The organism is Nonomuraea sp. NPDC050663 (genome assembly GCF_044456985.1).
Classification (GTDB): Bacteria; Actinomycetota; Actinomycetes; order Streptosporangiales; family Streptosporangiaceae; genus Nonomuraea.
This window is the reverse complement of the sequence record NZ_JBITGL010000005.1, coordinates 293,607-318,024: the sequence shown is the minus strand read 5'-3', so window position 1 is coordinate 318,024 and position 24,418 is coordinate 293,607. Positions and strand designations below refer to the sequence as shown.

At 71.4% G+C, this 24,418-nt stretch carries 19 protein-coding genes; 8 read left to right on the top strand and 11 right to left on the bottom strand.

All coding sequences use genetic code 11. The annotated features are described in order from the left end of the window. Positions 1-7: 7 nt before the first annotated feature. From prmC to rpmE, 3 genes are all read right to left on the bottom strand, one after another. Positions 8-862, bottom strand: coding sequence for a peptide chain release factor N(5)-glutamine methyltransferase (prmC, locus tag ACIBH1_RS18410; protein WP_181611739.1), 855 nt, complete (start codon positions 860-862; stop codon positions 8-10). After that, a complete protein-coding gene (gene prfA / locus ACIBH1_RS18405) occupies positions 859-1,911 on the bottom strand; it encodes a peptide chain release factor 1 (RefSeq protein ID WP_397314964.1) in 1,053 nt (350 codons plus the stop codon). Before prfA ends, prmC begins: the two co-directional genes overlap by 4 nt. A gap of 93 nt (positions 1,912-2,004) precedes the next feature. After that, positions 2,005-2,214, bottom strand: a complete 210-nt coding sequence (rpmE, locus tag ACIBH1_RS18400) for a 50S ribosomal protein L31 (RefSeq protein ID WP_181611737.1) — start codon at positions 2,212-2,214, stop codon at positions 2,005-2,007. 267 nt (positions 2,215-2,481) lie between these two features. On the opposite strand from rpmE, the gene ACIBH1_RS18395 reads away from it, so the two are divergent. Next, a complete protein-coding gene (locus ACIBH1_RS18395; RefSeq protein WP_397314963.1) occupies positions 2,482-3,705 on the top strand; it encodes a hypothetical protein in 1,224 nt (407 codons plus the stop codon). Between the two features lie 77 nt (positions 3,706-3,782). Here the strand turns inward: ACIBH1_RS18395 and ACIBH1_RS18390 are convergent, their stop codons facing one another. Together ACIBH1_RS18390 and ACIBH1_RS18385 are read right to left on the bottom strand one after the other, a co-directional pair. Continuing rightward, a complete protein-coding gene (locus ACIBH1_RS18390) occupies positions 3,783-4,442 on the bottom strand; it encodes a response regulator (RefSeq protein WP_397314962.1) in 660 nt (219 codons plus the stop codon). Further along, positions 4,430-5,674 (bottom strand): sensor histidine kinase, encoded by a 1,245-nt coding sequence (locus ACIBH1_RS18385; RefSeq protein ID WP_397314961.1) that lies wholly within the window; start codon positions 5,672-5,674, stop codon positions 4,430-4,432. The genes ACIBH1_RS18390 and ACIBH1_RS18385 overlap by 13 nt, the downstream gene beginning before the upstream one ends. Positions 5,675-5,815: 141 nt before the next feature. Between ACIBH1_RS18385 and ACIBH1_RS18380 the strand changes: the two genes are divergently transcribed. Further along, the gene (locus ACIBH1_RS18380) at positions 5,816-7,054 is read left to right on the top strand and encodes an MFS transporter (RefSeq protein ID WP_397314960.1); all 1,239 of its coding nucleotides are present in this window, start codon (positions 5,816-5,818) and stop codon (positions 7,052-7,054) included. Positions 7,055-7,081: 27 nt separating this feature from the next. Here ACIBH1_RS18380 and rho read toward each other — a convergent pair whose 3' ends face one another. The 3 genes from rho to thrC all read right to left on the bottom strand — a co-directional run bounded on the left by rho (position 7,082) and on the right by thrC (position 11,635). Further along, positions 7,082-9,127 carry a transcription termination factor Rho gene (gene rho / locus ACIBH1_RS18375; RefSeq protein WP_397314959.1) on the bottom strand — a complete coding sequence of 682 codons (2,046 nt, stop codon included), beginning with the start codon at positions 9,125-9,127 and terminating at the stop codon, positions 7,082-7,084. A gap of 421 nt (positions 9,128-9,548) precedes the next feature. After that, on the bottom strand, positions 9,549-10,526 hold the full coding sequence (locus tag ACIBH1_RS18370; protein ID WP_397314958.1) for a homoserine kinase: 978 nt from the start codon (positions 10,524-10,526) through the stop codon (positions 9,549-9,551). 50 nt (positions 10,527-10,576) lie between these two features. Next, on the bottom strand, positions 10,577-11,635 hold the full coding sequence (gene thrC, locus ACIBH1_RS18365) for a threonine synthase (protein ID WP_397314957.1): 1,059 nt from the start codon (positions 11,633-11,635) through the stop codon (positions 10,577-10,579). Between the two features lie 154 nt (positions 11,636-11,789). Between thrC and ACIBH1_RS18360 the strand changes: the two genes are divergently transcribed. Beyond that, positions 11,790-13,265, top strand: coding sequence for a glycosyltransferase (locus ACIBH1_RS18360; protein WP_397314956.1), 1,476 nt, complete (start codon positions 11,790-11,792; stop codon positions 13,263-13,265). A gap of 11 nt (positions 13,266-13,276) precedes the next feature. Here the strand turns inward: ACIBH1_RS18360 and ACIBH1_RS18355 are convergent, their stop codons facing one another. Together ACIBH1_RS18355 and ACIBH1_RS18350 are read right to left on the bottom strand one after the other, a co-directional pair. Beyond that, complete coding sequence (locus tag ACIBH1_RS18355) at positions 13,277-14,887, bottom strand: glycosyltransferase (protein ID WP_397314955.1); 1,611 nt, start codon at positions 14,885-14,887, stop codon at positions 13,277-13,279. Next, positions 14,878-15,933, bottom strand: coding sequence for a glycosyltransferase family 2 protein (locus ACIBH1_RS18350; protein ID WP_397314954.1), 1,056 nt, complete (start codon positions 15,931-15,933; stop codon positions 14,878-14,880). The genes ACIBH1_RS18355 and ACIBH1_RS18350 overlap by 10 nt, the downstream gene beginning before the upstream one ends. 181 nt (positions 15,934-16,114) lie before the next feature. Between ACIBH1_RS18350 and ACIBH1_RS18345 the strand changes: the two genes are divergently transcribed. From ACIBH1_RS18345 to ACIBH1_RS18325, 5 genes are read left to right on the top strand one after another with little or no spacing between them, the layout of a single operon-like run. Continuing rightward, a complete protein-coding gene (locus ACIBH1_RS18345) occupies positions 16,115-16,477 on the top strand; it encodes a hypothetical protein (RefSeq protein WP_397314953.1) in 363 nt (120 codons plus the stop codon). Further along, positions 16,474-17,889, top strand: a complete 1,416-nt coding sequence (locus ACIBH1_RS18340; RefSeq protein WP_397314952.1) for a glycosyltransferase — start codon at positions 16,474-16,476, stop codon at positions 17,887-17,889. The genes ACIBH1_RS18345 and ACIBH1_RS18340 overlap by 4 nt, the downstream gene beginning before the upstream one ends. Before the next feature lie 37 nt (positions 17,890-17,926). Then, positions 17,927-19,888: a glycosyltransferase gene (locus ACIBH1_RS18335; RefSeq protein WP_397314951.1), complete on the top strand. Its 1,962-nt coding sequence runs from the start codon at positions 17,927-17,929 to the stop codon at positions 19,886-19,888. Next, a complete protein-coding gene (locus tag ACIBH1_RS18330; protein ID WP_397314950.1) occupies positions 19,885-21,480 on the top strand; it encodes a glycosyltransferase in 1,596 nt (531 codons plus the stop codon). The genes ACIBH1_RS18335 and ACIBH1_RS18330 overlap by 4 nt, the downstream gene beginning before the upstream one ends. A 5-nt stretch (positions 21,481-21,485) precedes the next feature. Then, complete coding sequence (locus ACIBH1_RS18325) at positions 21,486-23,834, top strand: FHA domain-containing protein (protein WP_397314949.1); 2,349 nt, start codon at positions 21,486-21,488, stop codon at positions 23,832-23,834. Here the strand turns inward: ACIBH1_RS18325 and ACIBH1_RS18320 are convergent. After that, on the bottom strand, positions 23,831-24,388 hold the full coding sequence (locus tag ACIBH1_RS18320) for a hypothetical protein (RefSeq protein WP_397314948.1): 558 nt from the start codon (positions 24,386-24,388) through the stop codon (positions 23,831-23,833). The genes ACIBH1_RS18325 and ACIBH1_RS18320 overlap by 4 nt on opposite strands. Between the last annotated feature and the right edge of the window lie 30 nt (positions 24,389-24,418).

Sequence of the window (24,418 nt, the reverse complement as noted above, 5' to 3'; positions counted from 1 at the left end):
CCTCTTCCTATCCTTGGTCCAGCCTGGCCGTGACGAACCGGTCGCGGCGCGTCAGATCCTGGCGCAGCCGCGTGTCGCGCCAGCCCTGTGATTCGGGGAAGAGCAGGTAGACCGACTGGCCCTGCTCGTCGGCGTGCTCGACCGCGACCCAGCCGCCCGGCCGCAGCAGTCGGCGCGCGGTGCTCTCGACGGCCCTGACTTCGCCCAGGCCGTCGTCGCCGGTGCCGTACAGCGCCCGCTTGGGGTCGTAGTCGCGCACCTCGGGGTCGCGCGGGATGGCGCCGGGCGGGATGTAGGGCGGGTTGGAGATGACCAGGTCGACCTTGCCGTTGAGCTCGGGCAGCGCGCTGGTGAGGTCTTCCGGGTGCAGGTGCACCCTGCCCTGGCCGAGCTCGGTGATGTTGCGCTTGGCCCAGCCGTAAGCGTCGGGGTCGATCTCCACCGCGTGCACCTCGGCGAGCGCGACCTCCTGGGCGATCGACAGGGCGATCGCGCCGGAGCCGGTGCCGAGGTCGACGACGAGGGGCTCGTTGACGTCCATCGCGCGCAGGGTCTCGATGGCCCAGCCGGCCATGACCTCGGTCTCGGGGCGCGGCACGAACACGCCGGGGCCGACGTTCAGCTCCAGGTAGCGGAAGTAGGCCTTGCCGGTGATGTGCTGCAGGGGCTCGCGCGCCTCGCGGCGCGCGATGCCCTCCCAGAAGAGCGCGTCGAAGTCGGAGTCTCCGACCGTGTGCAGCTCGCTCCGGCGCACGCCATGGACGAACGCGGCGATCTCCTCGGCGTCGGTGCGCGGCGAGGGGACGCCTGCCTCAGCCAGGCGGGCTGTGGCGTGTGCGATTTCGTCCATTAGAAATGTCATGTGTGTGCGGCGAGCTTCTCCGCCATCTCGGCGTCGATGAGGGCTTGGGTGACGGCGTTCAGCTCGCCGTCAAGCACCTGGTCGAGGTTATACGCCTTGAAGCCGACGCGGTGGTCGGAGATGCGGTTTTCCGGGAAGTTGTAGGTGCGGATGCGCTCGCTGCGGTCGACCGTGCGCACCTGTGACTTGCGCTCGGCCTGCGCCGCGGCCTCGGCTTCCTCTTGGGCGATGGCCAGCAGGCGGGCGCGCAGGATGCGCAGCGCCGACTCCTTGTTCTGGAGCTGGCTCTTTTCGTTCTGGCAGCTCACGACCACGCCCGTGGGCAGGTGGGTGATGCGCACCGCGGAGTCGGTGGTGTTGACCGACTGGCCGCCGGGGCCGGAGCTCCGGTAGACGTCGATGCGCAGGTCATTGGCGTCGATCTGGACGTCGACCTCTTCGGCCTCCGGGTAGACCAGCACGCCGGCGGCGCTGGTGTGGATGCGGCCCTGCGACTCGGTGGCCGGGACACGCTGCACCCGGTGCACGCCGCCCTCGAACTTGAGCCTGGACCACACGCCCTCGTCGCCCTTCGCCTTGATGCCGACGGTGACGTCCTTGTAGCCGCCCAGGTCGGAGTGCTGGGCCTCGATGATCTCGGTCTTCCAGCCGAGGCGCTCGGCGTACCTGAGATACATGCGCAGCAGGTCGCCCGCGAACAGCGCGGACTCCTCACCGCCCTCGCCCGCCTTGATCTCCATGATGATGTCCTTGTCATCGTTGGGATCACGCGGGATGAGCAGGTGTTTGAGGCGCTCCTCCAGCTTGGGGATGCGCTCCTCGATCTCCGCGGCCTCCTCGGCGAACGCTTCGTCCTCCGTCGCCAGCTCCTTGGCCGTGGCGAGGTCGTTGCGCGCGCTGTCGAGCTCGCGGTAGGTGCCGACGATCGGGGTCAGCTGGGCATAGCGCTTGCCCAGCGTGCGCGCCTTGTTCTGGTCGGCGTGCACGGCGGGGTCGGCGAGCTGCAGCTCCAGCTCGGAATACTCCTTGAGCAACTCGTCCAGGTTCACCGTGCTTCTCCTTGAATGGGCTTTCGCTGTGGAACCGACAAACGCCGACCCGGGGCGCGCTGTTCACGCGCGCCCGGGCCGGCGTCTGGGAAGCTAAGCCTTCTTGCCGAACCGCTTCTCGAAGCGGGCCACGCGGCCGCCGGTGTCGAGGATCTTCTGCTTGCCCGTGTAGAACGGGTGGCAGGCCGAGCACACGTCGGCGTGGATGACGCCGTTCTTGGCGGTGCTGCGGGTCGTGAAGGAGCTACCGCACGCGCAGCTGACCTGCGTCACGTGGTAGTCGGGGTGAATGTCCTTCTTCATTGCTGTCCTTTCGAGGTGCGGTCGCCGGGTCGCCAAGTGATTCGTACGGCTTTGCGCGCAGTCGCACACGGGGTGCGCGCGGGCGGGAACCGGTACCGCGACGGTTCAGCTACCAGTGTGCCAGATGGTTGAACCATCCCAGGCCACGAGGCATTCCTCGGCAGGCCGGAAGGCGGGATATGGACGTGTCACTTCCGTCACACTAGGCTCCGGTGCCCAAACCGCAACTTTTCCCCCAGGTTGACCGAGTTAAAGGAACCCCATCAGATGAACAGAAGGATGCGGTCGTTCTTCGCGACCGTGGCCGGAGCGGCGGTCCTCTCGACCGGCTTCGGGGCTTCTACCGCCGCATCGGCACAGGCCGCCCTCGCGTGCGCACTCGTGGACACCGACGTCACCAAGATCACCGTCGGTGAGAGTTACGTCCCCCTCAAGGACGACCTCAAGGTTGACTTCTCCGCCATCGTGACCGACCCGTACGGCAAGTCCACGGATGGCAAGTATCCGGTGGAGGACACCACCAAGTCATCGCCCCCGGAGAAGCTGACGGACCGCAAGTGGGTCGTCAAGCCTGTGGTCACGGCCGCCGTCGCTGAGATCTTCCGTGTCGGCGAGACCGCCAAGAGCCAGACCGTGGACCTCACCGGCCTGCCCGGGGACCTCTCCGTGTCGCAGCCCCCCGACGGCATCCCCGCGGACACCACCACCTGGTCCGTCGCCAACGTGCCCACGGGTGTGGAGCTCAAGGGCTCCTTCCTCATCAAGGCCACGGACAAGGACAAGATCGGCAAGTGGCAGATCAAGGTGACGGTCACCCGGACTGCGGGCGGCAACACCGCGGGCAACTGCGCCGAGTTCGACGTCACCGGTCAGTCCTCCGTCGCCTCCGGTACCGTCTCCCCCACGCAGGTGCAGCTCAAGAAGGGCGTCGACGTCCCGCTGAAGGTCGTGGCGGAGGTCAAGAACGCCACCAACGTCAGCGTGGAGCTCCGTCCACACGACGGCACGATGTGGATCAACGTCCCGCTCTACAAGGACGGTGACGGCTACTACCGCAACACCGCCTACCTGGCCGACGACACATCACCCGGCAACTGGTACTTCATCATCAAGGCAACCCGTAACAAGGAAGCCATCGAGGCCACCGGTCACTCGTTCACCGTGATCGCCCCGGTCGACGGTATCGCCACCAAGACCAAGTCGCGCGTCACCATCAAGGCGCCCGCCAAGGCCAAGCTCTCCAAGGCCTTCAAGCTCTCCGGTAAGGCCTACCGCGGCACCAAGGGCTACGGCAGCAAGATCCTCGAGCTCTACTTCAAGAAGAAGGGCAAGAAGAGCTTCACCTTCATGGGCTTCGTCAAGACCACCTCGACGGGCATCTGGCAGAAGAACGTGAAGCAGAAGTACGACGGCTACTGGCGCGTGATCGTGCCGGGCACGAGCAAGACCAAGAAGTCGTACGCCACGTCGAAGCTGGTCGACATCCGCTAGCGCGGAAACCGGGCGTCCGACCGCACATCGGGCGCCCGCAGGCATCGAAGAGGACGTCCCACCGCACATACGGGACGTCAGCCGAACCCCGATCGGGTGCTCGCCGTACCGAGGAACGTCAGGACGGCGAGGACCCGGCGGTGGTCGTCAGGCTCTGGGCCGAGGCGCAGTTTCCCGAAGATTCCGGAAATGTGTTTCTCCACTGCCCCCTCCGTCACCGCCAGCCGCCCCGCGATGGCCGTGTTCGACCTCCCCTCCGCCATCAGCGCCAGCACCTCCCGCTCCCGCGGCGACAGCGAGTCGAGCGCGCTGCCCCTCCTCTGCCGCCCGAGCAGCTGCGAGATCACCTCCGGGTCGACGAGGGTCCCGCCCGAGGCCACCTGGCGCACCGCGTCGAGGAACTCCGCGACCTCCGAGATCCGCTCCTTCAGCAGGTAGCCCACGCCCGGCCCGATCAGCTCGGCCGCGTAGTGCTCCTCCACGTACTGCGACAACACCAGCACGGGGAAGCCCGGCAGGATCCGGCGGATGCGCAGCGCCGCCCGCAGCCCCTCGTCGGTGAAGCCAGGCGGCATGCGCACGTCGACGATCGCGAGGTCGGGCCGCAGGTCCTGGACGGCTGCCACCAGCGCGGCCCCGTCGGACACGGCCGCGAGCGTCTCGATGCCGCCGTCGGCCAGCAGCCGGATGACTCCCTCGCGCAGCAGCACGGAGTCCTCGGCGATCACCACTCGCATGGCAGCTCCGCTCTCAGCAGGGTGGGGCCGCCCACGGGGCTGTTGACGGTCAGCAGCCCGTCGATGGTCGCCGCCCGGTCGGCCAGGCCCGCGAGCCCGCCGCCGTGCCGTACGACCGCGCCGCCGACGCCGTTGTCGAGCACTTCCACGATCACCACCTGGTCGTCGCGCGTCACCCGGACGGAGGCTTCGGTCGCGCCGGAGTGCCTGGCCAGGTTCGTCAGGGCCTCGGCGACGGTGAAGTAGGCGATGCTCTCCACCGCCGGGGGCGGCCGGTCGATGATCTCCATGGAGACGTCGACGCGGAAGGGCGCCCTGGCGGCGAGGGCGGACAGGGCGGCGTCGAGTCCTCGTTCCGTGAGGATCGCCGGGTGGATGCCCCTGGCCAGGTCGCGCAGCTCGGCGATCGCCTGGCGGGTGCCGACGTGCGCCTGGACGAGCAGCTCGCGCGCCTCCTCGGGCGCCGCGTCGAACTTGGCCTGCGCCCTGCCCAGGTCGACCGCGACGGCGAGCAGCCGCTGCTGGGCGCCGTCGTGCAGGTCGCGTTCGATCCTGCGCCGTTCGGCCTCGGCGGCGTCGATGCCGCGCTTGCGCGAGGCGCGCAGCCGTTCCTCCTCGCTGCCGCCGAGCAGCAGCGCGGCGAGCGTGCCGTGCAGCCAGGCCATGCCCTTGACGGCGTAGAGGGTGACGATCAGGGTGACGACGCCGGCGACGCTGGCCAGCACGCTCTGCGGCCAGCCGTCGGCCAGGACGAATCCCGCGAAGCTCGCCCGCTCGCCCAGCGCCATCGCCAGCGGGGCGCTGAGCAGCCCCACGGTCAGCGCCCACAGCGTCATCGAGGCGACGAACTCGACGAGGCTCAGCGGGAAGTACAGCAGCAGGTAGCCCAGGTCCTTCCAGGTCGCGGGGTCGGTGACCACCCAGCGCACCAGCCCGCGACGCGGCCGGCTGCGGTAGGGGTCGCGGATGCGCACGCCCAGCGTGAGGCCGAGCAGCCTGCGTTCGAGCATGGCCGCGCCCCGCCACAGCAGCATCGTCGCCAGTAACAGCGGCAGACCCACCCAGACCAGGACGAGGGCCAGCGAGAGCGGCACCGCCGTGACCAGCACCACGAACCAGCCGGTCCCCAGCGCCAGGCTGACCAGAAGGTACGGCACGGCGCGCCAGGTGCGGGGGTCGACTACCACCCCGATGGGACCGTTCGGGCCCCACGGCACCCGGTCTTTGAGCATGCCCCACTCCCCTTCGGCTGCCTGACCGGGCGCGATCGGCGCGGAGTGGAGCGACCCGGATTCCCGACCCTCGGTTTTACCCGTGCCGCCGGAAGCGAACACCCCTTGTCCGAATGATCCAGTTCGCCGAAGACTGAGCCGATGACTGAGCCGAGGCCCACCCTCCGCGGCAACCGCGGCTTCCGGCTCCTGCTCGCCTCCGACGCGGTCAGCCAGGCGGGCACCCAGGTGACGGTGGTCGCCGTCCCGCTCATCGCGGTGATCACACTGGGGGCGGGACCCCTGGAGACGGGGCTCCTGGGCGCGGCCCAGACCGCTGCGCCGCTGCTCATCGGCCTGCAGGCCGGGGTGTGGGCGGACCGGCTGCGACGCCGTCCGATCATGATCGGCGCCGATCTGGTGCGCGCGGCGCTCCTGCTCACCCTGCCGCTCGCCTGGTGGCTGCAGGTGCTGACGCTGTCGCACCTGCTGGTGGTGGCGCTGGGGATGAGCGCGGCGACGGTCTTCTTCGACGTCGCCTTCCGCAGCTACCTGCCGGCCGTGGTCGAACGCGAGCAGCTGGTGGCGGGCAACGGCGCGGTGGAGACCGTCGCGGGTGTCGCCCGCGTCTCGGGTCCCGGACTCGGCGGCCTGCTGGTGCAGTGGCTCGGACCGCCGGTCGCGGTCATCGTCGACACGGTCTCCTTCCTGCTGTCGGCGCTGCTGCTGCGCGCGATCGACGTCGAGGAACACCCGCAGGCGGGCCCGCGCCCGAGGATCCGCGAGGGTCTGGCGTTCCTGCTCGGCCGGCCGGTGGTGCGCGCACCGGTCTTCGCCGCCACCGTGTGCAACTTCTGGGCGCTCGGCATCGTCGCCGTGCTGCCGGTGTTCATGATCAACGAAGTGGGTGTCAGCGCCGCCGTGTTCGGCACGCTGCTCATCGCCGCGGCGGCGGGCGGCCTTGTCGGCGGCGTGCTCGCCGCTCCCCTGGCGCGCCGGGTCGGGCAGGCCCGTCTCGTGTGGGTGTCCATGGCCGCGTCGCTGCCGTTCTCGCTGCTGCTGCCGCTGACCGCGCCCGGATGGGGGCTGGCCTGGTTCGTGGCGGCCTTCTTCATGCCCAACCTCGGCGTGGCGGTGTTCAACATCGCGCAACTGAGCTATCGCCAGGCGGTCACCCCCGACCGGCTGCTGGGCCGTACGACAGCCGCCGTGCGCTTCCTCGCGTGGGGCTCCATGCCACTCGGCGCGCTCGCCGGCGGCGCCCTGGCCGAGCTGTACGGCACGGCCACGGCCATCCTGATCTGCGCGGTCGGGCAACTGCTGGCCCTGGCGCCGCTCCTGGCCTCGCCCTTGAGGGTGATGCGCGACTACCCCGGAGACGGCGAAGCGCCCCGGGCGTGAACCCGGGGCGCTTCGTCACGTGGGGCGTCAGTCGCGATCGTTGCTGACCGTGGTCTTCTGCACCTGGAGCAGGAACTCCGCGTTGGACTTGGTCTCCTTCATCTTCTCCAGGAGAAGCTCCAGCGCCTGCTGCATGTCGAGCGCGTGGAGGACCCGGCGGAGCTTCCAGACGATCTGGAGCTCCTCCTTGGCCATGAGGATCTCTTCCTTACGGGTGCCGGACGCGTCGACGTCGACGGCCGGGAAGATCCGCTTGTCGGCGAGCTGCCGGTTGAGCTTGAGCTCCATGTTGCCGGTGCCCTTGAACTCCTCGAAGATGACCTCGTCCATCTTGGATCCGGTCTCGACGAGGGCGGTCGCCAGGATGGTCAGCGAGCCGCCGTTCTCGATGTTGCGCGCGGCGCCGAAGAAACGCTTCGGCGGGTAGAGCGCGGTCGAGTCGACACCACCCGACAGGATGCGGCCGGAGGCCGGGGCCGCCAGGTTGTAGGCGCGGCCCAGACGGGTGATCGAGTCGAGCAGGACGACCACGTCGTGACCCAGCTCGACCAGGCGCTTGGCGCGCTCGATGGCCAGCTCGGCGACGGTGGTGTGGTCTTCGGCCGGACGGTCGAAGGTCGAGTGGATGACCTCGCCCTTGACCGACCGCTGCATGTCGGTGACTTCCTCGGGACGCTCGTCGACGAGGACGACCATGAGGTGGCACTCGGGGTTGTTGCGGGTGATCGCGTTGGCGATCGACTGCAGCACCATCGTCTTACCGGCCTTGGGCGGCGAGACGATCAGACCACGCTGGCCCTTGCCGATCGGCGAGACCATGTCGATGATCCTGGTGGTCAGGATGTTCGGCTCGGTCTCCAGCCGCAGGCGCTCCTGCGGGTAGAGCGGCGTGAGCTTGTTGAAGTCGGGGCGGTTGCGCGCCTGCTCCGGGTCCATGCCGTTGACGGTGTCGAGGCGGACCAGGGCGTTGAACTTCTCGCGGCGCTCGCCGTCGCGCGGCTGGCGCACGGCGCCGGTCACGACGTCGCCCTTACGCAGGCCGTTGCGGCGGATCTGGGCCAGCGACACGTAGACGTCGTTGGATCCGGGCAGGTAGCCGCTGGTGCGCACGAAGGCGTAGTTGTCGAGGATGTCGAGGATGCCCGCGATCGGGATCAGGACATCGTCGTCGCCGACGATCGGCTCGCTGCTGTCGAAGCGGTCGCGGCCCCTGCCACGGTTGCGCTCGCGCAGGCGGCCACGACGGCCACGGCCACCGCGGTCGTCGTCGTCGAAGGCCGAGCCGCCGCCCGGCTGGCGGTCGTTGCCGCCCTGCTGCTGGCGGTTGTCGCCGCCCTGGCGCTGGTCGCCGCGGTCACCGCGGTCGGCGCGCTCCTGGCGCTCGCCGCGGTCTCCACGCTCAACGCGGTCGCCACGCTCAACACGGTCGCCACGGTCGCCGCGCTCAGCGCGGTCGGTGCGGTCGCCACGCTCACCGCGGTCGGAACGCTCCTGGCGCTCGCCACGGCTGTCGCTGCGGTTGTCGGGGCGGGTGTCGCCGCGGGTCTCGGTGCGCTCGCCGCGCTCGCCACGCTCACGGCGGTTGCGGCGCTCGCGCCGGCTCTCCCGCTCACCACGGCCGTCGCCCTGGTCGGAGGAGTGGGCCGCGGGCTGCTCGACGACGGGCTCGGCGGCCGCGACCACCGGCTCGGCGGCGGCCACGACAGGCGCGACGGGCTCGGCGGCGGGCGCAGGGGCCGCCGGAGCGTCGTCGGAGGCCTTGACGCGGGAACGCTCCCTGCGGCTACGGGCGGGCCGCTCGGCCGGCTCCGCCGCGACTGCCGAGGCGACCGGCGTCTCGGCGGGCGCGGGGGCCCCTTCACCCGTCTTCTCCTGGATCGCGGCGATGAGCTGGCTCTTCCGCATCCGTCCGGTCCCGCTGATGCCGAGCTCCGCAGCCATTTTCTGCAGCTCGGGCAGCACCTTGGCGGACAGGCCGGTGCCGGAGCGACGCGCACGCGGCTTGGCCGCGGCGCGGGTGGGGGTGTCGCCGGACGCGCTTGCGTCGGAGAGGAGTTCGGTGGTGTCGCTCAACTAAAGGTCCTTCCCAGGGGTCGGGCGCCGGCTGGTGTCGCCGGTCGTCCCGGAGGTGCTGTCGATCCGGCAGGACAGACCGGGTCGGGGTGCACATCTGTGTTCTTCGGCCAGAGGCCGCCACGCTTGGGGAGGGGCTTGTCCAGACCGCCACAGGACGGTGACGGCAGGAGAAGTGCCCCCCAGATTGCTGTCGCCAGATGGATCGAACCGCGCAGACCCCGTCGTCTTCGCCTCTCGTCGAGCCAACCGGGTGTGGGCCGATCGGAAGCGACGGATTCCGGGGAGACAGCCGCGCCGCCCAAGCATGGTGCAGCGATGTACGACTGACAAGCACGCACCCACCATGGGGGCATCTGGTGCGGCTACCAGCCTAACATCACCAGCGCACACGGCTATTCCCTGAAGGTCTAAAGAGTCATCAGCGTGTCTCGGGGACCTGAACGCTCGCACCATCCGGGTCGACGTCCAAATGCTGGATGAGCCAGTCATTACCCACTTCTGGCGCGATCAAATCCTGGGTATCCGTGGTGGAAAACACCAGAATCGTGGGACCCGCGCCCGAGACGACCGCGGGCACTCCCCGCGACCTCAGCCGTTCTACCAGGTCCGCGGTCCTGCGCATCGCAGGCGCGCGGTAATTCTGGTGGAGCCGGTCTTCGGTGGCCGCCAGCAGGAGGCTGCTTTCCGGACGCTGGGTAAGCGCCGCGATCAGCAGGGCGGATCGGCCTGAATTGAAGGACGCGTCCTTGTGGGGCACGTCCTTCGGGAGCAGCCCGCGTGCCGTTTCCGTCGACAGCTTCGACGACGGAATGAGGACGACGGGCCGAATTGCCGCATCGGGCGTCAGTTTCACCATACGCGGAATGCCGGACTGGTCGCTCCACGAGACGGTCAGGCCGCCGAAGATGCAGGGGGCGACGTTGTCGGGATGCCCCTCCAGCTCGGTCGCCAGCGCGAACACGTCATCGTCGGAGAAGGAGGAGCCGTCGTTGGACGACGGCTCAGCGAATGCGCTCTCAGCGAAGCGGCTGTTCTCGGCGAAGCGCCTGTTCTCGGCGAGCGCGCGGGCGGCGTAGATGCCCGCCACGATGGCCGCCGACGACGAGCCCATCCCCCGAGCGTGCGGGATGGTGTTGCGGCAGTGCAGCCGGATGCCGGTCGGCTGGGCGACGCCCATGCGGGCGAACGTCGTGCGCATCACGCGCACGATGAGGTGCTCCTCGCCGTCACCGACCTCCCCCGCGCCCTCGCCCTCGACGACGACGGAGCTCGCCCCGTCGACGAGCTCCGCCTCGACGTGGTCGTAGTGGGCCAGCCCGAGGCCCAGGCTGTCGAAGCCGGGGCCCAGGTTGGCGGATGTCGCCGGCACGCGCACGACGACCTTGCTCACGCTCATTCGACTCCTAGCCGGGCGCCGCGGCGCTCTGGCCGCGGAGCGGACGTCTTTCAGGCCAGCGACAGGGCCGAGGCCGCCGCGTGCACGTCGATCGGGATGGTCACCGGGGAGGGTGCTCCGGAGATGGCCCAGTCGGGGTCCTTGAGACCGTTGCCGGTCACGGTGCACACGATCTTCTGTCCAGGCTCGACCTTGCCCGCGGCGTGGGCCTGCAGCAGCCCGGCGACGGAGGCGGCGGAGGCGAGCTCCACGAAGACGCCTTCCTCCTGGGCCAGGATCTTGTAGGCCGCCGCGATCTGCCGGTCGGTCACCGACTCGATGACGCCGCCGGACTCGTCGCGCGCCGCCTCGGCCAGCTGCCAGGAGGCGGGGTTGCCGATGCGGATGGCGGTGGCGATGGTGTGCGGGTGGGTCACCGGCGCGCCGTTGACGATGGGCGCCGAGCCGGAGGCCTGGAAGCCGAACATGCGCGGGGTCTTCGTCGAGACGGAGTCGCCGAAATACTCCTGGTAACCCATCCAGTACGCCGAGATGTTGCCCGCGTTGCCCACCGGGATGCAGTGGATGTCTGGCGCGTCGCCGAGCGTGTCGACGATCTCGAAGGCGGCGGTCTTCTGGCCCTGGAGCCGGAAGGGGTTGACGGAGTTGACCAGCGCGATCGGGTAGTTCTCCGACAGCTTGCGCGTCATCTCCAGGCAGTCGTCGAAGGAGCCCTCGACCTGCAGCAGGGTGGCGCCGTGGACGAGCGCCTGGGCGAGCTTGCCCATCGCGATCTTGCCGCGCGGCACGAGCACCGCGCAGGTCAGCCCGGCGCGCACGGCGTAGGCGGCCGCGGAGGCGGAGGTGTTGCCGGTGGAGGCGCAGATGACCGCCTTGGCCCCTTCTTCCACGGCCTTGCTGATGGCCATGGTCATGCCGCGGTCCTTGAAGCTGCCGGTCGGGTTGAGGCCCTCGACCTTGAGGTAGACCTCGCAGCCCGTGAGGGCGGAGACGCGGTGTGCGGGGACGAGCGGGGTGCCGCCTTCGAGGAGCGTGACGACAGGAGTTTTCGTCGTGACCGGCAGCCGGTCTCGATACTCCTCTATCAGTCCGCGCCACGCCCTGGTCATGATCGTCTCCTAGCGACACTACCTGCGGTATTGGCCACCGAGTCTAGGCCCAACCGGCCGCGAATGAGGTGTGCGGTCCACGTTATGGACATCCGCTTCTCCAGCAAACCCCCAGCAATCATCGATAAGGTCACCCTTAGGGGGTCAAATCGATATGAGAGCGCGTCCCGTGGTGCGGCAGAACGACTTCTCGCCGCTGACGCCGCCCGACCTGGGCACCTGGACACCGGCCGAGACCGTCAGCGTGATCATCCCGGCGCGCAACGCACCTCACCTGGACCTGGTGCTCGCCGCGCTGGCCGCGCAGACCTACCCGGACCATCTCATGGAGGTCCTGGTCGTCGACGACGGCGACACGGTCGCCCGCCTGCCGGAGCTGCGCCCGTCGAACACGCGCGTCGTGCGCCCGGAGTCGGGCTGGGGCATCTCCAACGCGGTCAACACGGGCGTACGGCACGCCGAGGGCGAGATCATCCAGCGCCTCGACGCCGACATGGTCGTCGCCCGCCCGCACATCGAGGCGCTCGCCCGCTGGCACACGCTCGCCGGCTACCTGGTGACGATCGGCCGCAAGCTCTTCGTCGACCCCAAGGCGCCCACCGCCGAGGAGGTGCGCGACGCGCGCGACCTGGGTGAGCTGTTCGACCTGGAGCAGGCCGTGCCGAGCTCGACCGAGGCGACGATCGCCAAGACCGACGGCCTGCGCAAGAGCCGCAATCCGTATCACGTGTGCACGGGGCCGACCCTCTCCCTCAAGCGCGACGTCTTCGACGAGGTGGGCGGACTCGACCCGAACGTGCTGCGCGGCGAGGACACCGAGTTCGCCTACCGGCTGGCCATGCACGGTGTGGTGTTCATCCCCGACGAGCAGGCGCTCGCCGTACACCTGGGGTTGCCCGCCCAGCACGTCGACCGCGACCGCGCGGTCCGCGCGGTGGAGCCCTTCCTCGCCCAGCGCATCCCGCTCCGCCGCGACCTGCGCAAGGACCGGGGGCGCAGCTACCTGGTGCCCTACGTGGAGATCGTCTACGACGTCGCCGGCGCCGAGCCCTCGACCGTCCGGGAGGCGGTCTCGGCGGCGCTGGACGGCAAGCTGCACGACGTCGTGGTGACGCTGGTCGGGCCGTGGGCGACGCTCTCCGACGAGCGCCATCCCGTGCTCGACGACCCGGCGTTCGACCTGCGTCACCTGCGCGACCTGTACGCCAACGACCAGCGGGTGCGGCTCATCGGCGAGGCCTCGCGCACGCCCGCGCCGATCCCGTTCCGCTACAGTGGCCCGCTGGACGTGCCGCTGCACCGGGTCACGCTGGAGCGGATGATCGAGACGGTGCAGGAGGACCTGACGGGGGTGCTCGTCGTGGACCTGCCCGACGGGCGCACCGCCCGCCTGGAGCGCACCTCGGCACTGGGCCGGCTGCGCTACCTGGGCGGCCCGGTCGACTGGCGGGTCGAGCAGACGCACGGGGTGCGGCACGTGGAGCCCGCCCGCTACTGGCCGCCTCCCAAGCAGGCGGCCACACCGGCGCACAAGCCCGCCGAAACCCCGAAGCCCGCCGAAACCCCGCCACCCGCCGAGCCCGGCCCGGGCCTGTTCGGCAAGCTGCGGTCGGCGCTGCACCGCACCTAGCCCCCGAGGGGCTACGGCAGGCGGTTCTTCACGACCTGCTTGATGGACGAGGCCACCTTCCGCCAGCTGCGCCGCCGCAGCGTGCCCAGTTGCCGCCGCAGCGCCCCCACCTCACGGCGCAGCTCCACGGAGGCACGCCGCCAGCTCGACGCCTCGGTGCGCCACTTGTCGACCTGGCCGCGCAGCCGCGCGATCTCGGCCGTCAGCTTCGCGATCTCGGCGGCGTGCTTGGCGGCCTCGCGCTGCGCTTCCAGCCGGGCGCGGTAGGCGCTGCGCCGTCCGGGCGTCTGCCGGGGTTCGCGGCCGAACCCGTAGCTCTCCCCGTCGGCCCAGCCCACGCCGGACACCTCGTCGACGGCGTCGTCGAGCGGCTCCCCCGGCCGGGCCACGATGGCCGCGCGGGCGAAGGCGGAGGCCTGCTCCAGCCGGGCGCTGACCTGGGGGTCCTCCGACAGCAGCACGTTGACCAGCCCGTAGCCCTCGTCGCCGGCCAGGTCGAGCAGCCGGGCGACGGTGTCGGCGCCGGGCACCCATCCGGCGGGCAGGCGCAGGACGTACGGCACGGCGGGATCGTGGGCGGCCTCCTCGACCAGCCGGACACGACCGTCGTGGGCGTAGTGCCCGCGCAGCAGCACCAGGTCCAGGCGGGGATCCCTGAGCGGCGCCCGCCGTTCCTGCTCCAGCGAGTCCCACGGCCCGACCAGCATGACCGACACGTCGGCGATCGTCCCGGCCAGCAGCGCGTCGACGGTCGCGCGGGTCTCCTCGTAGGACCCGGCAGGCACCACCGCCGCGACGTAGGGCACCTTCCACTGCCGGGTCGGGTGCGAGCGCAGCCACCGGTAGGTGGGGATGCGGTCGGCCACGAACGCGTGGCTCACCCGGTCGATGGGCGCCTTGTCGCGCATGCGCATGGTGGGCCCGAGATGGTAGGCGCGGGCGTCCGTCGCGGGCACGAACACGGCCCCCGCCTGGGCGAGGCGGTATCCCATCTCGGTGTCCTGGCCGAGGATGAGCTCCTCGTCCATCGGCCCGGCGGCGGCCACGAGCGCCGCGTTGACCGAGGTCGCCCCGCCGACGTGCAGGCTGAAGGGCCGCTGGGTGCCGCCGACCAGCCCGTCGGTGCGTTCCAGCAGGTCGACGATCCACCCGTGCGGTTCCGCCGGCTCGAAGGCGGCCTCCAGGTCGTCAGGGAGCTCGGCCGGCACCGGGGCGGAGGTGAAGCGGATCATGCTGGTGACCGAGAGGTACGGCGCGGCGTGGTGCCAGCGCATGTGCGCCTCCAGGGCGCCGGGCAGCAGCAGCACGTCGGAGTCGAGCCAGTGGATGACGTCGCCCGAGGCGACCGCCAGTCCCGCGTTGCGGGCGGTGGCGCGGCCGGGCTGCGGGCAGTGCACCGGCTTGACCCAGGACGGCACCTCCAGCGGGGGCGAGCTGCCGTTGTCGACGACGATGACCTCGGTCAGGGCGGCCGGGTAGGTCTGCCTGCGCAGGGCCTCCAGCACCAGGTCGAGCTTGTCCTGCCCGCCGTACGCCGGGATGATCACGCTCACCCGCAGCGTCGGCGCCCAGTCGCCCGACGGGGGACGCAGAGCGCGGTAGTCGTTGCCTCTCACGCGCATGAGCGCTCCATCAGCGTGCTCGGGCGGAAGCCGTGCCACTGGCTGGTCTGCACGCGCAGGAAGTGCGCCAGCGGCAACTGCCAGGTGTGCTGCGTTCCTGCGCTGCGGCGCAGCATGTAGCCGAGCCCGTGGGTGCGGTAGATCCGCGCGCCCGCGCCGGTCGCGGCCGCGAGGAACTGCTTGTCGACGGCGCGGGGAAGCGCCGGGAAGCCGCCGATCTCCCGCAGCCGCTCCGCGGCCAGGCAGATGGTGCCGCCCGCGACGTGGTCGGACCAGACCTCGCTCGGGTAGTCGGCGCCGCTGGCGAAGCGGGTGCGTCTCACGGTCACGTTCAGAGGCTCCAGGTAGAAGAACTCGCCCGTGGTCCCCACCACGTCCGCTCCGTTCGTGTTCATGGCTCGCAGCAGGTCGGCCAGATGTTCGGGCCCGTACCAGTCGTCGTCGTCCCATTTGGCGACATAGGTGCCCGTCGCTCGCTCGACGGCCTGGTTGAGCACCTCCCCGAAGGGCGTCTCACGGTCGGCCTCGATCCATGAGACGGGCAGCGGGCACCGCTCGGCCGCCTGCCGTACGGACTCGAAGGGCACGCCGTGCAGCCCGAGCACGATCTCGGCCTCGACGTGCCGCTGCGCGGCCATCTGCTCGAGCGCCGAGGCGACCAGCCACGGGCGCATGGTGGCCATCACGATGCTGACCGACGGCCCGGCGGGCGGCGGCATGACGGCGCGGCGCAGCCGTACGCTGTGCTCCTCGCGGCGCAGGTCGGCCACGCACCGGGCGGTGCCGTCGGGCACGCACTCCAGCCAGGCCCGGTCCGTCAGGACGGCGGCCAGATCGGCGGGCACCCAGGAGGGCGCGTCCTGGGCGCTGAGCGGCACGCCCGAGGCGGCCAGCCGCGCCAGGCCGTCGAGAGGCGCCGGCGCCTGCGGCCACTCGATCTCCAGACCGCGCAGGGCGCGCACGTCCTCGTCGGAGGGGCGCCAGACTCCGCCGGTCCAGCGCACCTCGGCCATCCCCTTCTCAGGGGTGCGCACGAAACCGCCCATGGACTCCTCATCGCGTAGGTCGCGCCTACTTTACGATGACTTGACCGAGTTGCGAGGCTTGCGTGCAAAGTAAGCACAGGACTCTCTCAGGGATTTCTGAGGTAAGACACCGTTTGAGTTGCATATGGTGGAAATATCCATCAGCCATCTCACGCTGTGTAACCAGAAAGGCTCTGTGCGGATGCCCTCCCCCCGCGCCCTGGCCGCGATCGCCGCTGGAGCCGCCGCCCTAGCCGCGGTGGCCGCGCTCACCGACCTGCTCTCGTACGGCGAGGCCGCGATCCTGCTGGGTGTGGCCTACCTGGTCATGATCGCCCGGCGCGTGGACGGCAAGGCACACCGCATCGAGCTGCGCGTCAAGCGCCACGAGGCGGCCCTGCAGAAGGTCGAGCAGCAGGTGGCCGCGCTGGCCGCCAAGCTCGACGACGGCTCCGCGCAGCGTCAGGAGGACCTCGCCGCCATCCTGGCCTCGCTGGGCGAGGACAGGGTCAACGCCATGGCGCAGGCCGAGGAGCTGCGCAACCTGCTGAAGGCGGCTCGATGATCCGCGGCAACGACTACGGGGTGCTCAGCGTTCCCGAGCTCGGCGCCTGGACGCCGGAACTGACCGTGACGGTCGTCATCCCCGCCCGCGACTGCCAGGCCGACCTGGACCGCACCCTCGCCGCCGTGCACCGGCAGACCTATCCGCGCCACCTGGTCGAGGTGATCGTCGCCGACGACGGGAGCTCGCCGGCGCTGACCGGTGACGCCCGGTTCGTCCGGCCGGGCGAAGGCTGGGGACGCGGCGCGGCGCGGCAGGCCGGGGCACGGGCCGCGACCGGCCAGGTGATCCACTGGCTCGACGCCGACGTGGTCCTGGCCGACGACCACCTCGAAGCCCACATGCGCTGGCACCACGCGCTCGACTACGCCGTCGTCATCGGCGACCTGGTGTTCCTCACCCCCGAGGAGACCCGCAGCGCCTACACCGTCAAGAAGCTCGAGGAGACGCGGCGGCTGAAGGACGCCGGTTCCAGCGCCTACCTGCTGCACACCGGCGCCACGACCTCGGTACGGCGCAGCCTGCTGGAGGCCGCGGGCGGCGTCGACATCACGCTGAACATGGCCGAGGACACCGAGCTGGGGTACCGGCTGGCCCAGGCGGGCGCGGTGTTCGTCGCCGACGAGCAGGCGCGCGCCTGGCACCACGGGCCCTCCACGGTGATGAACCGGGAGAAGGAGGTGCACCGGCACAACTGGTCCTTCCTGGGCGATCTCATCCCCGACCTGCGCTGGCTGCGCAACCATCCCCGGCGGCAGTGGCTGGTGCCGTACGTGCGGGTCGTGGTGCCCGCGGGCGGCTACGAGGAGACCAGGACCACCGTGGACTCGGCGCTGGCGCAGTCGCTGCCCGACATCGCGGTCACCATCGTCGGACCCTGGGACACGCTGACCGGGGAGCGGCGGGCGAGCCTCGACGATCCGCGGCTCGACCTGCGGCTGACTCGCAACCTGTACGCGCACGAGCCCCGCGTCGACTTCGCCACCCGGGCCCCGCTGTCGGCGGCTCCCGCTCCCTACCTGCTGACCGTGCCCGCCGGGTGGGCGCTCGGCGGTGAGACCGTCGCGCGGCTGATCAAGCAGGATCTCGGGCTGGTCAGCGTGGCCCTGGCCGAGGGGCCGGACGGCGTGGTGGCAGCGCGGCTGGAGCGCACCGCCGCCTTCTCGCGCGCCCGCCTCCACGAGGGCGACGCCGACGACCTGGTGCACGAGATGGCCGGATCGATCTGGGTGGGCGGCGCGGAGTGCGGCTTCAGCGACGTCGCCGAGCCGCTCGGCGGCGACGCGGCCAAGTGGCGGGCCGTGGCCGCCGACCGAGGCAAGGAGATCGAGCGGTTGAAGGCCGAGATCGAGGAGCTCACCGCCGCCAAGAGCCGCCGCGGCCTGCTGCGCGCCCTCCGGAGCGCCGGATGAGCGCCCGCCGCCGGGCGCGGGCAACGGGGTGCCCCGCATGACGCCCGCCGATCTCATCGCGAGCATGCCGAAGGCCCGTGTCTTCCACGTCGGGCTCGAGGCCGTGCCCGGAGGCGTCGACCTCGACCACGAGCTGCTCGACCTGGACGTGGCAGCCGCCCCCGAGGTGCTCGTGCTCGCCGGCGCCCCCGCAGACCTGCGTCGCGCCGCCACCCTGCACAAGCTGCTCCCCGACACCGGCAGGGTGGTCGTGGCGATCCTCGACAGCCCGCCCTCGCACCCGGCGCCGGTGCCCACGCCGACCCCGGCCCACCGCTGGCGGGCTCTCACCGACCTGCGCGTGCACCAGCCCCGCCCCCGCCTGTGGCTGGTGGAGGCGTCCTTCTCCAAGCCGACCCCGGCCGGGCGCGTGGTGACCGCCGTCGCCCGCGCCTTCGCCGGTCACCGCCTCGACGTGATCGCCGCCCCCGCCGCCGCGCTGGCCGGGGTGGGCGCGGCCGACTGGCGGCCGGGCGACCCGAACGCCACGCCCGTCGAGCCCGCGGGACCGGTGCCGGACCGCGTCGGCGCGCCGGGCGGCGACATGGTGCTGCGCACCGTGGACAGCTTCGACACCGACTTCTTCGACGCCGGCTTCGCGGGCGACGAGGAGCCGATCGACAGGCCCACCACCGCCGCGGCGACCTGGGAGAGCCTGGGCAGGCCGGGCGGCACGGAGCTGGCCGAGGTGCTGACGGACCCGACCATGATCCCGCCGGTGGACGAGCGCCTGGTCAACCCGATGGGCTTCGTCACCACGCCGTCGAAGGGCATGGGCGTGCTGGCCGAGGTCGAGGGCCGCTGGACGGTGCTGCTCGACGGCCGGCCCGTGGCGGTCTTCGCCGAGTCGGGCGGGGTGACCGACGCCGACGTCGCCCGGCTGCGGCCGTTGCGCGGGGTGGAGGTCGACTGGCATCACGGCGGCTCCGCCGTACCTCCGGCCCGCAGCCCGCACACCGGGCCGCTCGCGGCGGTCCGGGTGGTCGCCGGGCTGGCGGCGGCGGGCGTGCCGCTGGTGGCCGAGGAGGTGCCGCGCTGGGCGGGCGGGCTGGGCGAGCCGCTGACCGCCCTGCTGACCAGCCCGTACGGCACCGCCAACAGCCCGTACGGCGCCGCCAAGAGCCCTGACGGCACCTCCAAGAGCCCGTACGGCGCGGAGGTCCTGGCCGACGAGCTGCGGCGTGAAGAGCACAGCGTCCGGCTGCGACGCGAGGCGCTGCGTACCCACGGCGTGGCGGCCCGCTGGGAGCAGCTCGGCGCCCCCGCTCCCACGCCCCCGCTCACCTCCGTGCTCCTGTGCACCCGCCGCGCCGAGATGGTCGGCTTCGCGCTGGAGCAGGTCGCCCGCCAGCGCGGGGTCCAGCTGGAGGTGATCCTCGCCCTGCACGGCGTCTCCCAGGAGCACCCGTCGGTGGTCGAGGCGCTCAAGCGGTTCGACCATCCCATCACCGTCTTCGAGAGCGAGGCGATCTTCGGCGAGGTCCTCAACGAGGCCGCCGCCCGTGCCTCCGGGTCGTTCCTGCTGAAGATGGACGACGACGACTGGTACGGCCCCGACTTCCTGTCCGACCTGCTGCTCGCGCACGCCTACTCGGGCGCGCAGGTGGTCGGCACGGTGCCGGAGTTCGTCTACCTGTCGTCGATCGACGTGACCGTGCACCGCAACCAGGTCACCGAGCAGATCACCAGCTTCGTCGCGGGCGGCACGATCCTGGTCGAGCGTTCGGCCTTCCAGGCGATCGGCGGCTTCCGCCCGCTGCGCCGCTCGGTCGACACCCAGTTCCAGGAGGCCCTGCAGGCGGCGGGCGGCCAGATCTACCGCACCCACGGCCTGGGTTACATCCTGCGCCGCGGACCGGCGGCCAACCACACCTGGCAGGAGCCCATCGGCACCTTCCTGCAACGCAACCGGAGACAGTGGCGCGGATTCCGGCCCTGCGAGCTGATGGAGCTGACGTGAGGATCAGGCACAACGACTACGGGCGGCCCCCGGCCCCGGCGCGGCAGGAGCTGTCGGTGACCGTGGTCATCCCGGCGCACGGCTGCCAGGCGACGCTCGACCTCACGCTGGCCGCCCTGTCGGCGCAGACCTACCCGGCCGGCCTGATGGACGTCGTCGTCGTGGACGACGGCAGCCCGGTGCCGCTGACGGCGCCGAAGGTCATCAGGGCCCCGGAGGGCGGCTGGGGCAGGGCCTGGGCGGTGCAGGCCGGGGTGGAGGCCGCCACGGGCGACGTGGTGCTGGTCCTGGACGCCGACATGGTGCCGGTGCCCGAGCACGTGGCCATGCACATGCGCTGGCACCACCTGGCCGACTACCTGGTGGTGCTGGGCTGGATCGACTTCACCTCCTCGCCGCCGCCCTCGCCGGAGGATCTGCTGCGCAAGCCGTACGAGGAGTTCTTCGACCTGGCCGGGCAGCGGCACGACTGGGCCGAGGCGATCATCGAGGCGCACGACGGCCTGCGGACGGCGCCGAACTCGCTGGCCGGGCACGTGCACGTGGGGGCGACGGCCTCCTACCGTCGCGCCTTCCTGCTGGAGGCCGGGGGTCTCGACACCTCGCTGGTGCTGGCGGAGGACACCGAGCTGGGCTACCGGCTGACGCAGGCGGGGGCGGTGTTCGTGCCGGATCCCGAAGCGCGAGCCTGGCATCTCGGGCTGCCGACCGCGATGCGTGACTATCCCGCCATGAAGCGGCACAACGACCCGTATGTCGCCGATCGCGTGCCGTACCGCAGGTATCTGCGCACCGACCGCGGGCGGCAGTGGCTGGTGCCGTACGTGGACGCGGTCGTGGTGGCCGAGGGGTACGAGGACACCCGCGCGGCCGTGGACGCGCTGCTCGCCTCCGACCTGCCCGACGTGCGGGTCACCGTGGTCGGGGCTTGGGACACGCTGGCCGCCGGCCGCCGCTCCCCGCTGAACGAGCCGCTGCTGGACCTGCGGCTGCTGCACGCGGCCTTCGAGCACGACTCCCGGGTACGGCTGGCGACGGGCTTCGAGCCTGCCGCGCCGTTCGTCCTGCGCTGCCCGCCCGGCTGGATGGCGGGACACGGCACCGTGTCCGGCCTGGTCCAGCACCTGGAGGCGAGGGACGGCGGCCTGATCAACCTGGCGCTGGAGGAGGACGAGCACGGCGTGACGGCGGTCAGGCTGGAGCGCACGGCCGCGTTCGCCCGCGCCCGCCGGGTCGGCTCGCCGGACGAGGCGCTCGACGACGTGGTGCACGAGCTGTTCGGCGTCGAGTGGCTCGACGGCCGGCAGTACGGCTTCGCCAGGCGGCCCGCGACCTATCCGCGCCGCGTGCCCCAGCCGGAACCGGTCGACAAGGAGGTGCTGCGGCTGCGCAAGCGCATCGCGGCGCTCCAGGCGGAGACGCAGCAGCTGCGCCGCGAGGCCGCCAAGGGCGCCCGCGACGCCGAACGCTGGAAGGGCAAGGCGGAGGCCTGGCGACGGGAGGCGGTCAAGCGTGACCGGACGGTCCTGCGGCGGGCGGTCCGGAAAATCGGACTCACCTCTTTCGTTCGGCGACCGGGCGCGACATCCTGATCCGAATGACGGGGATTGTCGTGCGCACCCCGGCCGGGCGGTTCGAGCTGAGGCCGGGGCAGCACGTGACCATTGGGCGAGAGGGCGACATCGCGATCGTCGATGCGCGGATCTCCCGCCACCACGCGGAGCTCTTCTGCCACCAGGGCATCTGGGTCTTACGCGACCTGGGCAGCCGCAACGGCACCTACCTCGGGGCGCGCCGCATCTTCGACCTGGAGATCACCGCCCCCGCCTCGGTCCGGCTGGGCGGCGCCGAGCACGGGCCGCTGCTGGAGCTGACGCCCGAGACGGCCGCGGCCGTGCCGCCGCAGGCCCCCGTCCCTCCTGCCCCGCCGCCCCCGCGCCTGCCCGAGGTTCCCGCCACGATGGTCGGCCAGCCGACCATGCCGCCCGCCGCGGGAGCGTCGGGGCTCGGCAAGCCGCTGGTCGTGCTGCCCCTGGGCCCGGTGCTGGCCATCGGCCGCTCCCCCGACAACAACCTGCCGCTGGAAGACGACCTGCTCGTCTCGCGCAAGCACGCTTTGATCGAGCGCACCCAGCAGGGTGTCCTCGTCCGTGACCTGGGCGCGCGCAACGGCACCTACGTCAACGGCCACCGGGTGACGCAGAGCTGGCTCACTCCGGGCGACCTGGTCTCCGTCGGCCACCACCAGCTGCTCTACCTGGGCGACCGCATCGCGGTCCACGTCGACACCGGGGCCGTCTCGCTCCAGGCGCAGGAGCTGACCGTGCGGGCGGGCAAGGCGGTCCTGCTCGACGGCGTCAGCCTGCACCTGGAGGCGCGCAGCCTGATGGCGGTGGTCGGGCCGTCGGGCGCGGGTAAGTCGACGCTCCTGGGCGCCCTGACCGGCTTCCGTCCCGCCACCTCGGGGCGGGTGGTCTACGAGGGCCGCGACCTGTACGCCAACTACGACGACCTGCGCCACCGCATCGGGCTGGTGCCGCAGGACGACATCCTGCACAAGGAGCTGACGGTCGAGCGGGCGCTCGGCTACGCGGCGGCGCTGCGTTTCCCGCAGGACGTGTCGGCGGCCGAGCGCCGCAGCCGCATCGAGGAGGTGCTGGGCCAGCTCGGCCTGGTCGAGCGGCGCAAGCTGCGCATCGACCGGCTGTCCGGAGGCCAGCGCAAGCGCACCAGCGTGGCGCTGGAACTGCTGACCAAGCCGTCGCTGCTCTTCCTCGACGAGCCCACCTCCGGCCTGGACCCCTCGCTCGACAAGGAGGTCATGGGCACGCTGCGGGCCCTGGCCGACGACGGGCGCACGGTCGTGGTGGTCACCCACAGCGTGCTGCATCTGGGCTTCTGCGACCGGGTGCTGGTGTTGTGCCGGGGCGGCAAGGTCGGCTACTTCGGGCCTCCCGGCGAGCTGCTGCCGTTCTTCGGCGTGCAGGAGTACGCCGAGGTCTTCCGCATGGTCTCCGAGGAGCCGGAGGTGTGGGCGGCGCGGTTCCGCCAGTCGGCCTACTACCGTCGCTACAGCGCCGTCGGCGGCGGCTCCGCCGTACCGCAGACCCGCCAGCCGGGTGCGCCGCCTCCCAAGCAGAGCCCCGGACGGCAGTTCACCATCCTGGCCAGGCGCATGGCCTCGGTCATCCGCTCCGACCGGCTCGCGGCGATGTCCATGATCGGGCTGCCGATCGCGCTGGCCCTCATGACGCGCGTCGTCGAGGGTTCCGACGGCCTGGGGCCTCCGGCGAAGGGCCGTTCGGAGGAGGCGGGCACGCTGCTGATCATCCTGATCTTCGGCGCCGCGCTCATGGGCCTCATCGGGGCGATCAGGGAGATCGTCAAGGAGGGGCCGATCTACCGCCGCGAGCGGGCGGTGGGCCTGTCGCCGATCGCCTACCTGCTGTCGAAGGCGTTCGTGCTCGGCGCCGTCAACCTCGTGCAGGCCGCGCTGTTCGTCTGGCTCAGCCTGCTGGGCCGCGCGGGCCCGTCGGACCCGCTGCTGCTCGGGCCCGTCGAGCTGGTGTTCGTGGTCGCCCTGGTGGCCTTCTCGTGCTCGCTGATGGGGCTGGTGGTCAGCGCGCTGGTGTCGACCAACGAGCAGGCGATGATGGCGATGGTGGTGCTGATCATGGCGCAGTTCATCTTCATCGGGAAGCTGATCGAGGTGGTCGGCAGGTCGGGCCTGGAGCAGCTGGCCTGGCTGGTGCCCAGCCGGTGGGGGTACGCCGCCGCGGCGGCCACGGTCGACCTGCAGAGCATGGACGTGTCGCCGATGCGCGACGGCCTGTGGGACCACGAGGTGGGCACGTGGCTGCGCTCGGTGGCCGTGCTGCTGCTGATGTCGCTGGTCTTCGCGTCTCTCGTACGGCTCGCGCTGCGCAGGCACGAGCGGCGCGGCTAGTACTCCCAGAGATCGGTGCGGCGTTCCCTGCCGATGCAGAAGATCGCCGAGCCGTGGGCGCCCTGGACCAGGTCCACGCGGATCCAGTCGGCCGTCTCGGCCACCTTGGCGGTGTAGCCGCTCTTCGGGGTGGCCGAGACGAGCCGGCAGCCCTCGTCGCCGACGGTGAAGGTGACCTCGCCGCCCTTGGCTGTGACCACCCGCACGTTGCCCGCGACCTGCGGGGACGGGCTGGGAGCCCTGGTCGCGGAGGGCTTGCGCGACGGAGTGGGCCGCGCGCGAGTCGGCGTCCTGCTGGGCGAGGGCCCGGCTGAGGTGGGCGCGGAGGTGGGCGCGGAGGTGGGGGTGAGCCTGGCCGATGTGGACTTCGTGGCGGTGGCCGAGGCAGGGAGCGGCACGGCCTCGGGGCCCGAGACGGTGCGCGCCGCGACGGGCTCGATCACCACGTCCGACAGCTCCCCGCGCAACACGCCGCGCACCCCGAACCACGCGATCGAGATCGCCACAGCGGTAGCCAGCGCCCATAGCGCGACATACTTCATGGCTCGCCGCATGCGTTGCATTATGTACCGTAATCTGGACCG

Coding starts and splice junctions, on each gene's coding strand:
- ACIBH1_RS18340 (WP_397314952.1), top strand. CDS start 16,474: ATGATCCGCGGCAACGACTACGGGGTGCTCAGCGTTCCCGAGCTCGGC.
- ACIBH1_RS18395 (WP_397314963.1), top strand. CDS start 2,482: ATGAACAGAAGGATGCGGTCGTTCTTCGCGACCGTGGCCGGAGCGGCG.
- ACIBH1_RS18320 (WP_397314948.1), bottom strand. CDS start 24,388: ATGCGGCGAGCCATGAAGTATGTCGCGCTATGGGCGCTGGCTACCGCT.
- ACIBH1_RS18350 (WP_397314954.1), bottom strand. CDS start 15,933: ATGGGCGGTTTCGTGCGCACCCCTGAGAAGGGGATGGCCGAGGTGCGC.
- ACIBH1_RS18345 (WP_397314953.1), top strand. CDS start 16,115: ATGCCCTCCCCCCGCGCCCTGGCCGCGATCGCCGCTGGAGCCGCCGCC.
- ACIBH1_RS18335 (WP_397314951.1), top strand. CDS start 17,927: ATGACGCCCGCCGATCTCATCGCGAGCATGCCGAAGGCCCGTGTCTTC.
- ACIBH1_RS18380 (WP_397314960.1), top strand. CDS start 5,816: ATGACTGAGCCGAGGCCCACCCTCCGCGGCAACCGCGGCTTCCGGCTC.
- ACIBH1_RS18370 (WP_397314958.1), bottom strand. CDS start 10,526: ATGAGCGTGAGCAAGGTCGTCGTGCGCGTGCCGGCGACATCCGCCAAC.
- ACIBH1_RS18390 (WP_397314962.1), bottom strand. CDS start 4,442: ATGCGAGTGGTGATCGCCGAGGACTCCGTGCTGCTGCGCGAGGGAGTC.
- prmC (WP_181611739.1), bottom strand. CDS start 862: ATGACATTTCTAATGGACGAAATCGCACACGCCACAGCCCGCCTGGCT.
- rpmE (WP_181611737.1), bottom strand. CDS start 2,214: ATGAAGAAGGACATTCACCCCGACTACCACGTGACGCAGGTCAGCTGC.
- ACIBH1_RS18325 (WP_397314949.1), top strand. CDS start 21,486: ATGACGGGGATTGTCGTGCGCACCCCGGCCGGGCGGTTCGAGCTGAGG.
- ACIBH1_RS18385 (WP_397314961.1), bottom strand. CDS start 5,674: ATGCTCAAAGACCGGGTGCCGTGGGGCCCGAACGGTCCCATCGGGGTG.
- ACIBH1_RS18355 (WP_397314955.1), bottom strand. CDS start 14,887: ATGCGCGTGAGAGGCAACGACTACCGCGCTCTGCGTCCCCCGTCGGGC.
- ACIBH1_RS18360 (WP_397314956.1), top strand. CDS start 11,790: ATGAGAGCGCGTCCCGTGGTGCGGCAGAACGACTTCTCGCCGCTGACG.
- thrC (WP_397314957.1), bottom strand. CDS start 11,635: ATGACCAGGGCGTGGCGCGGACTGATAGAGGAGTATCGAGACCGGCTG.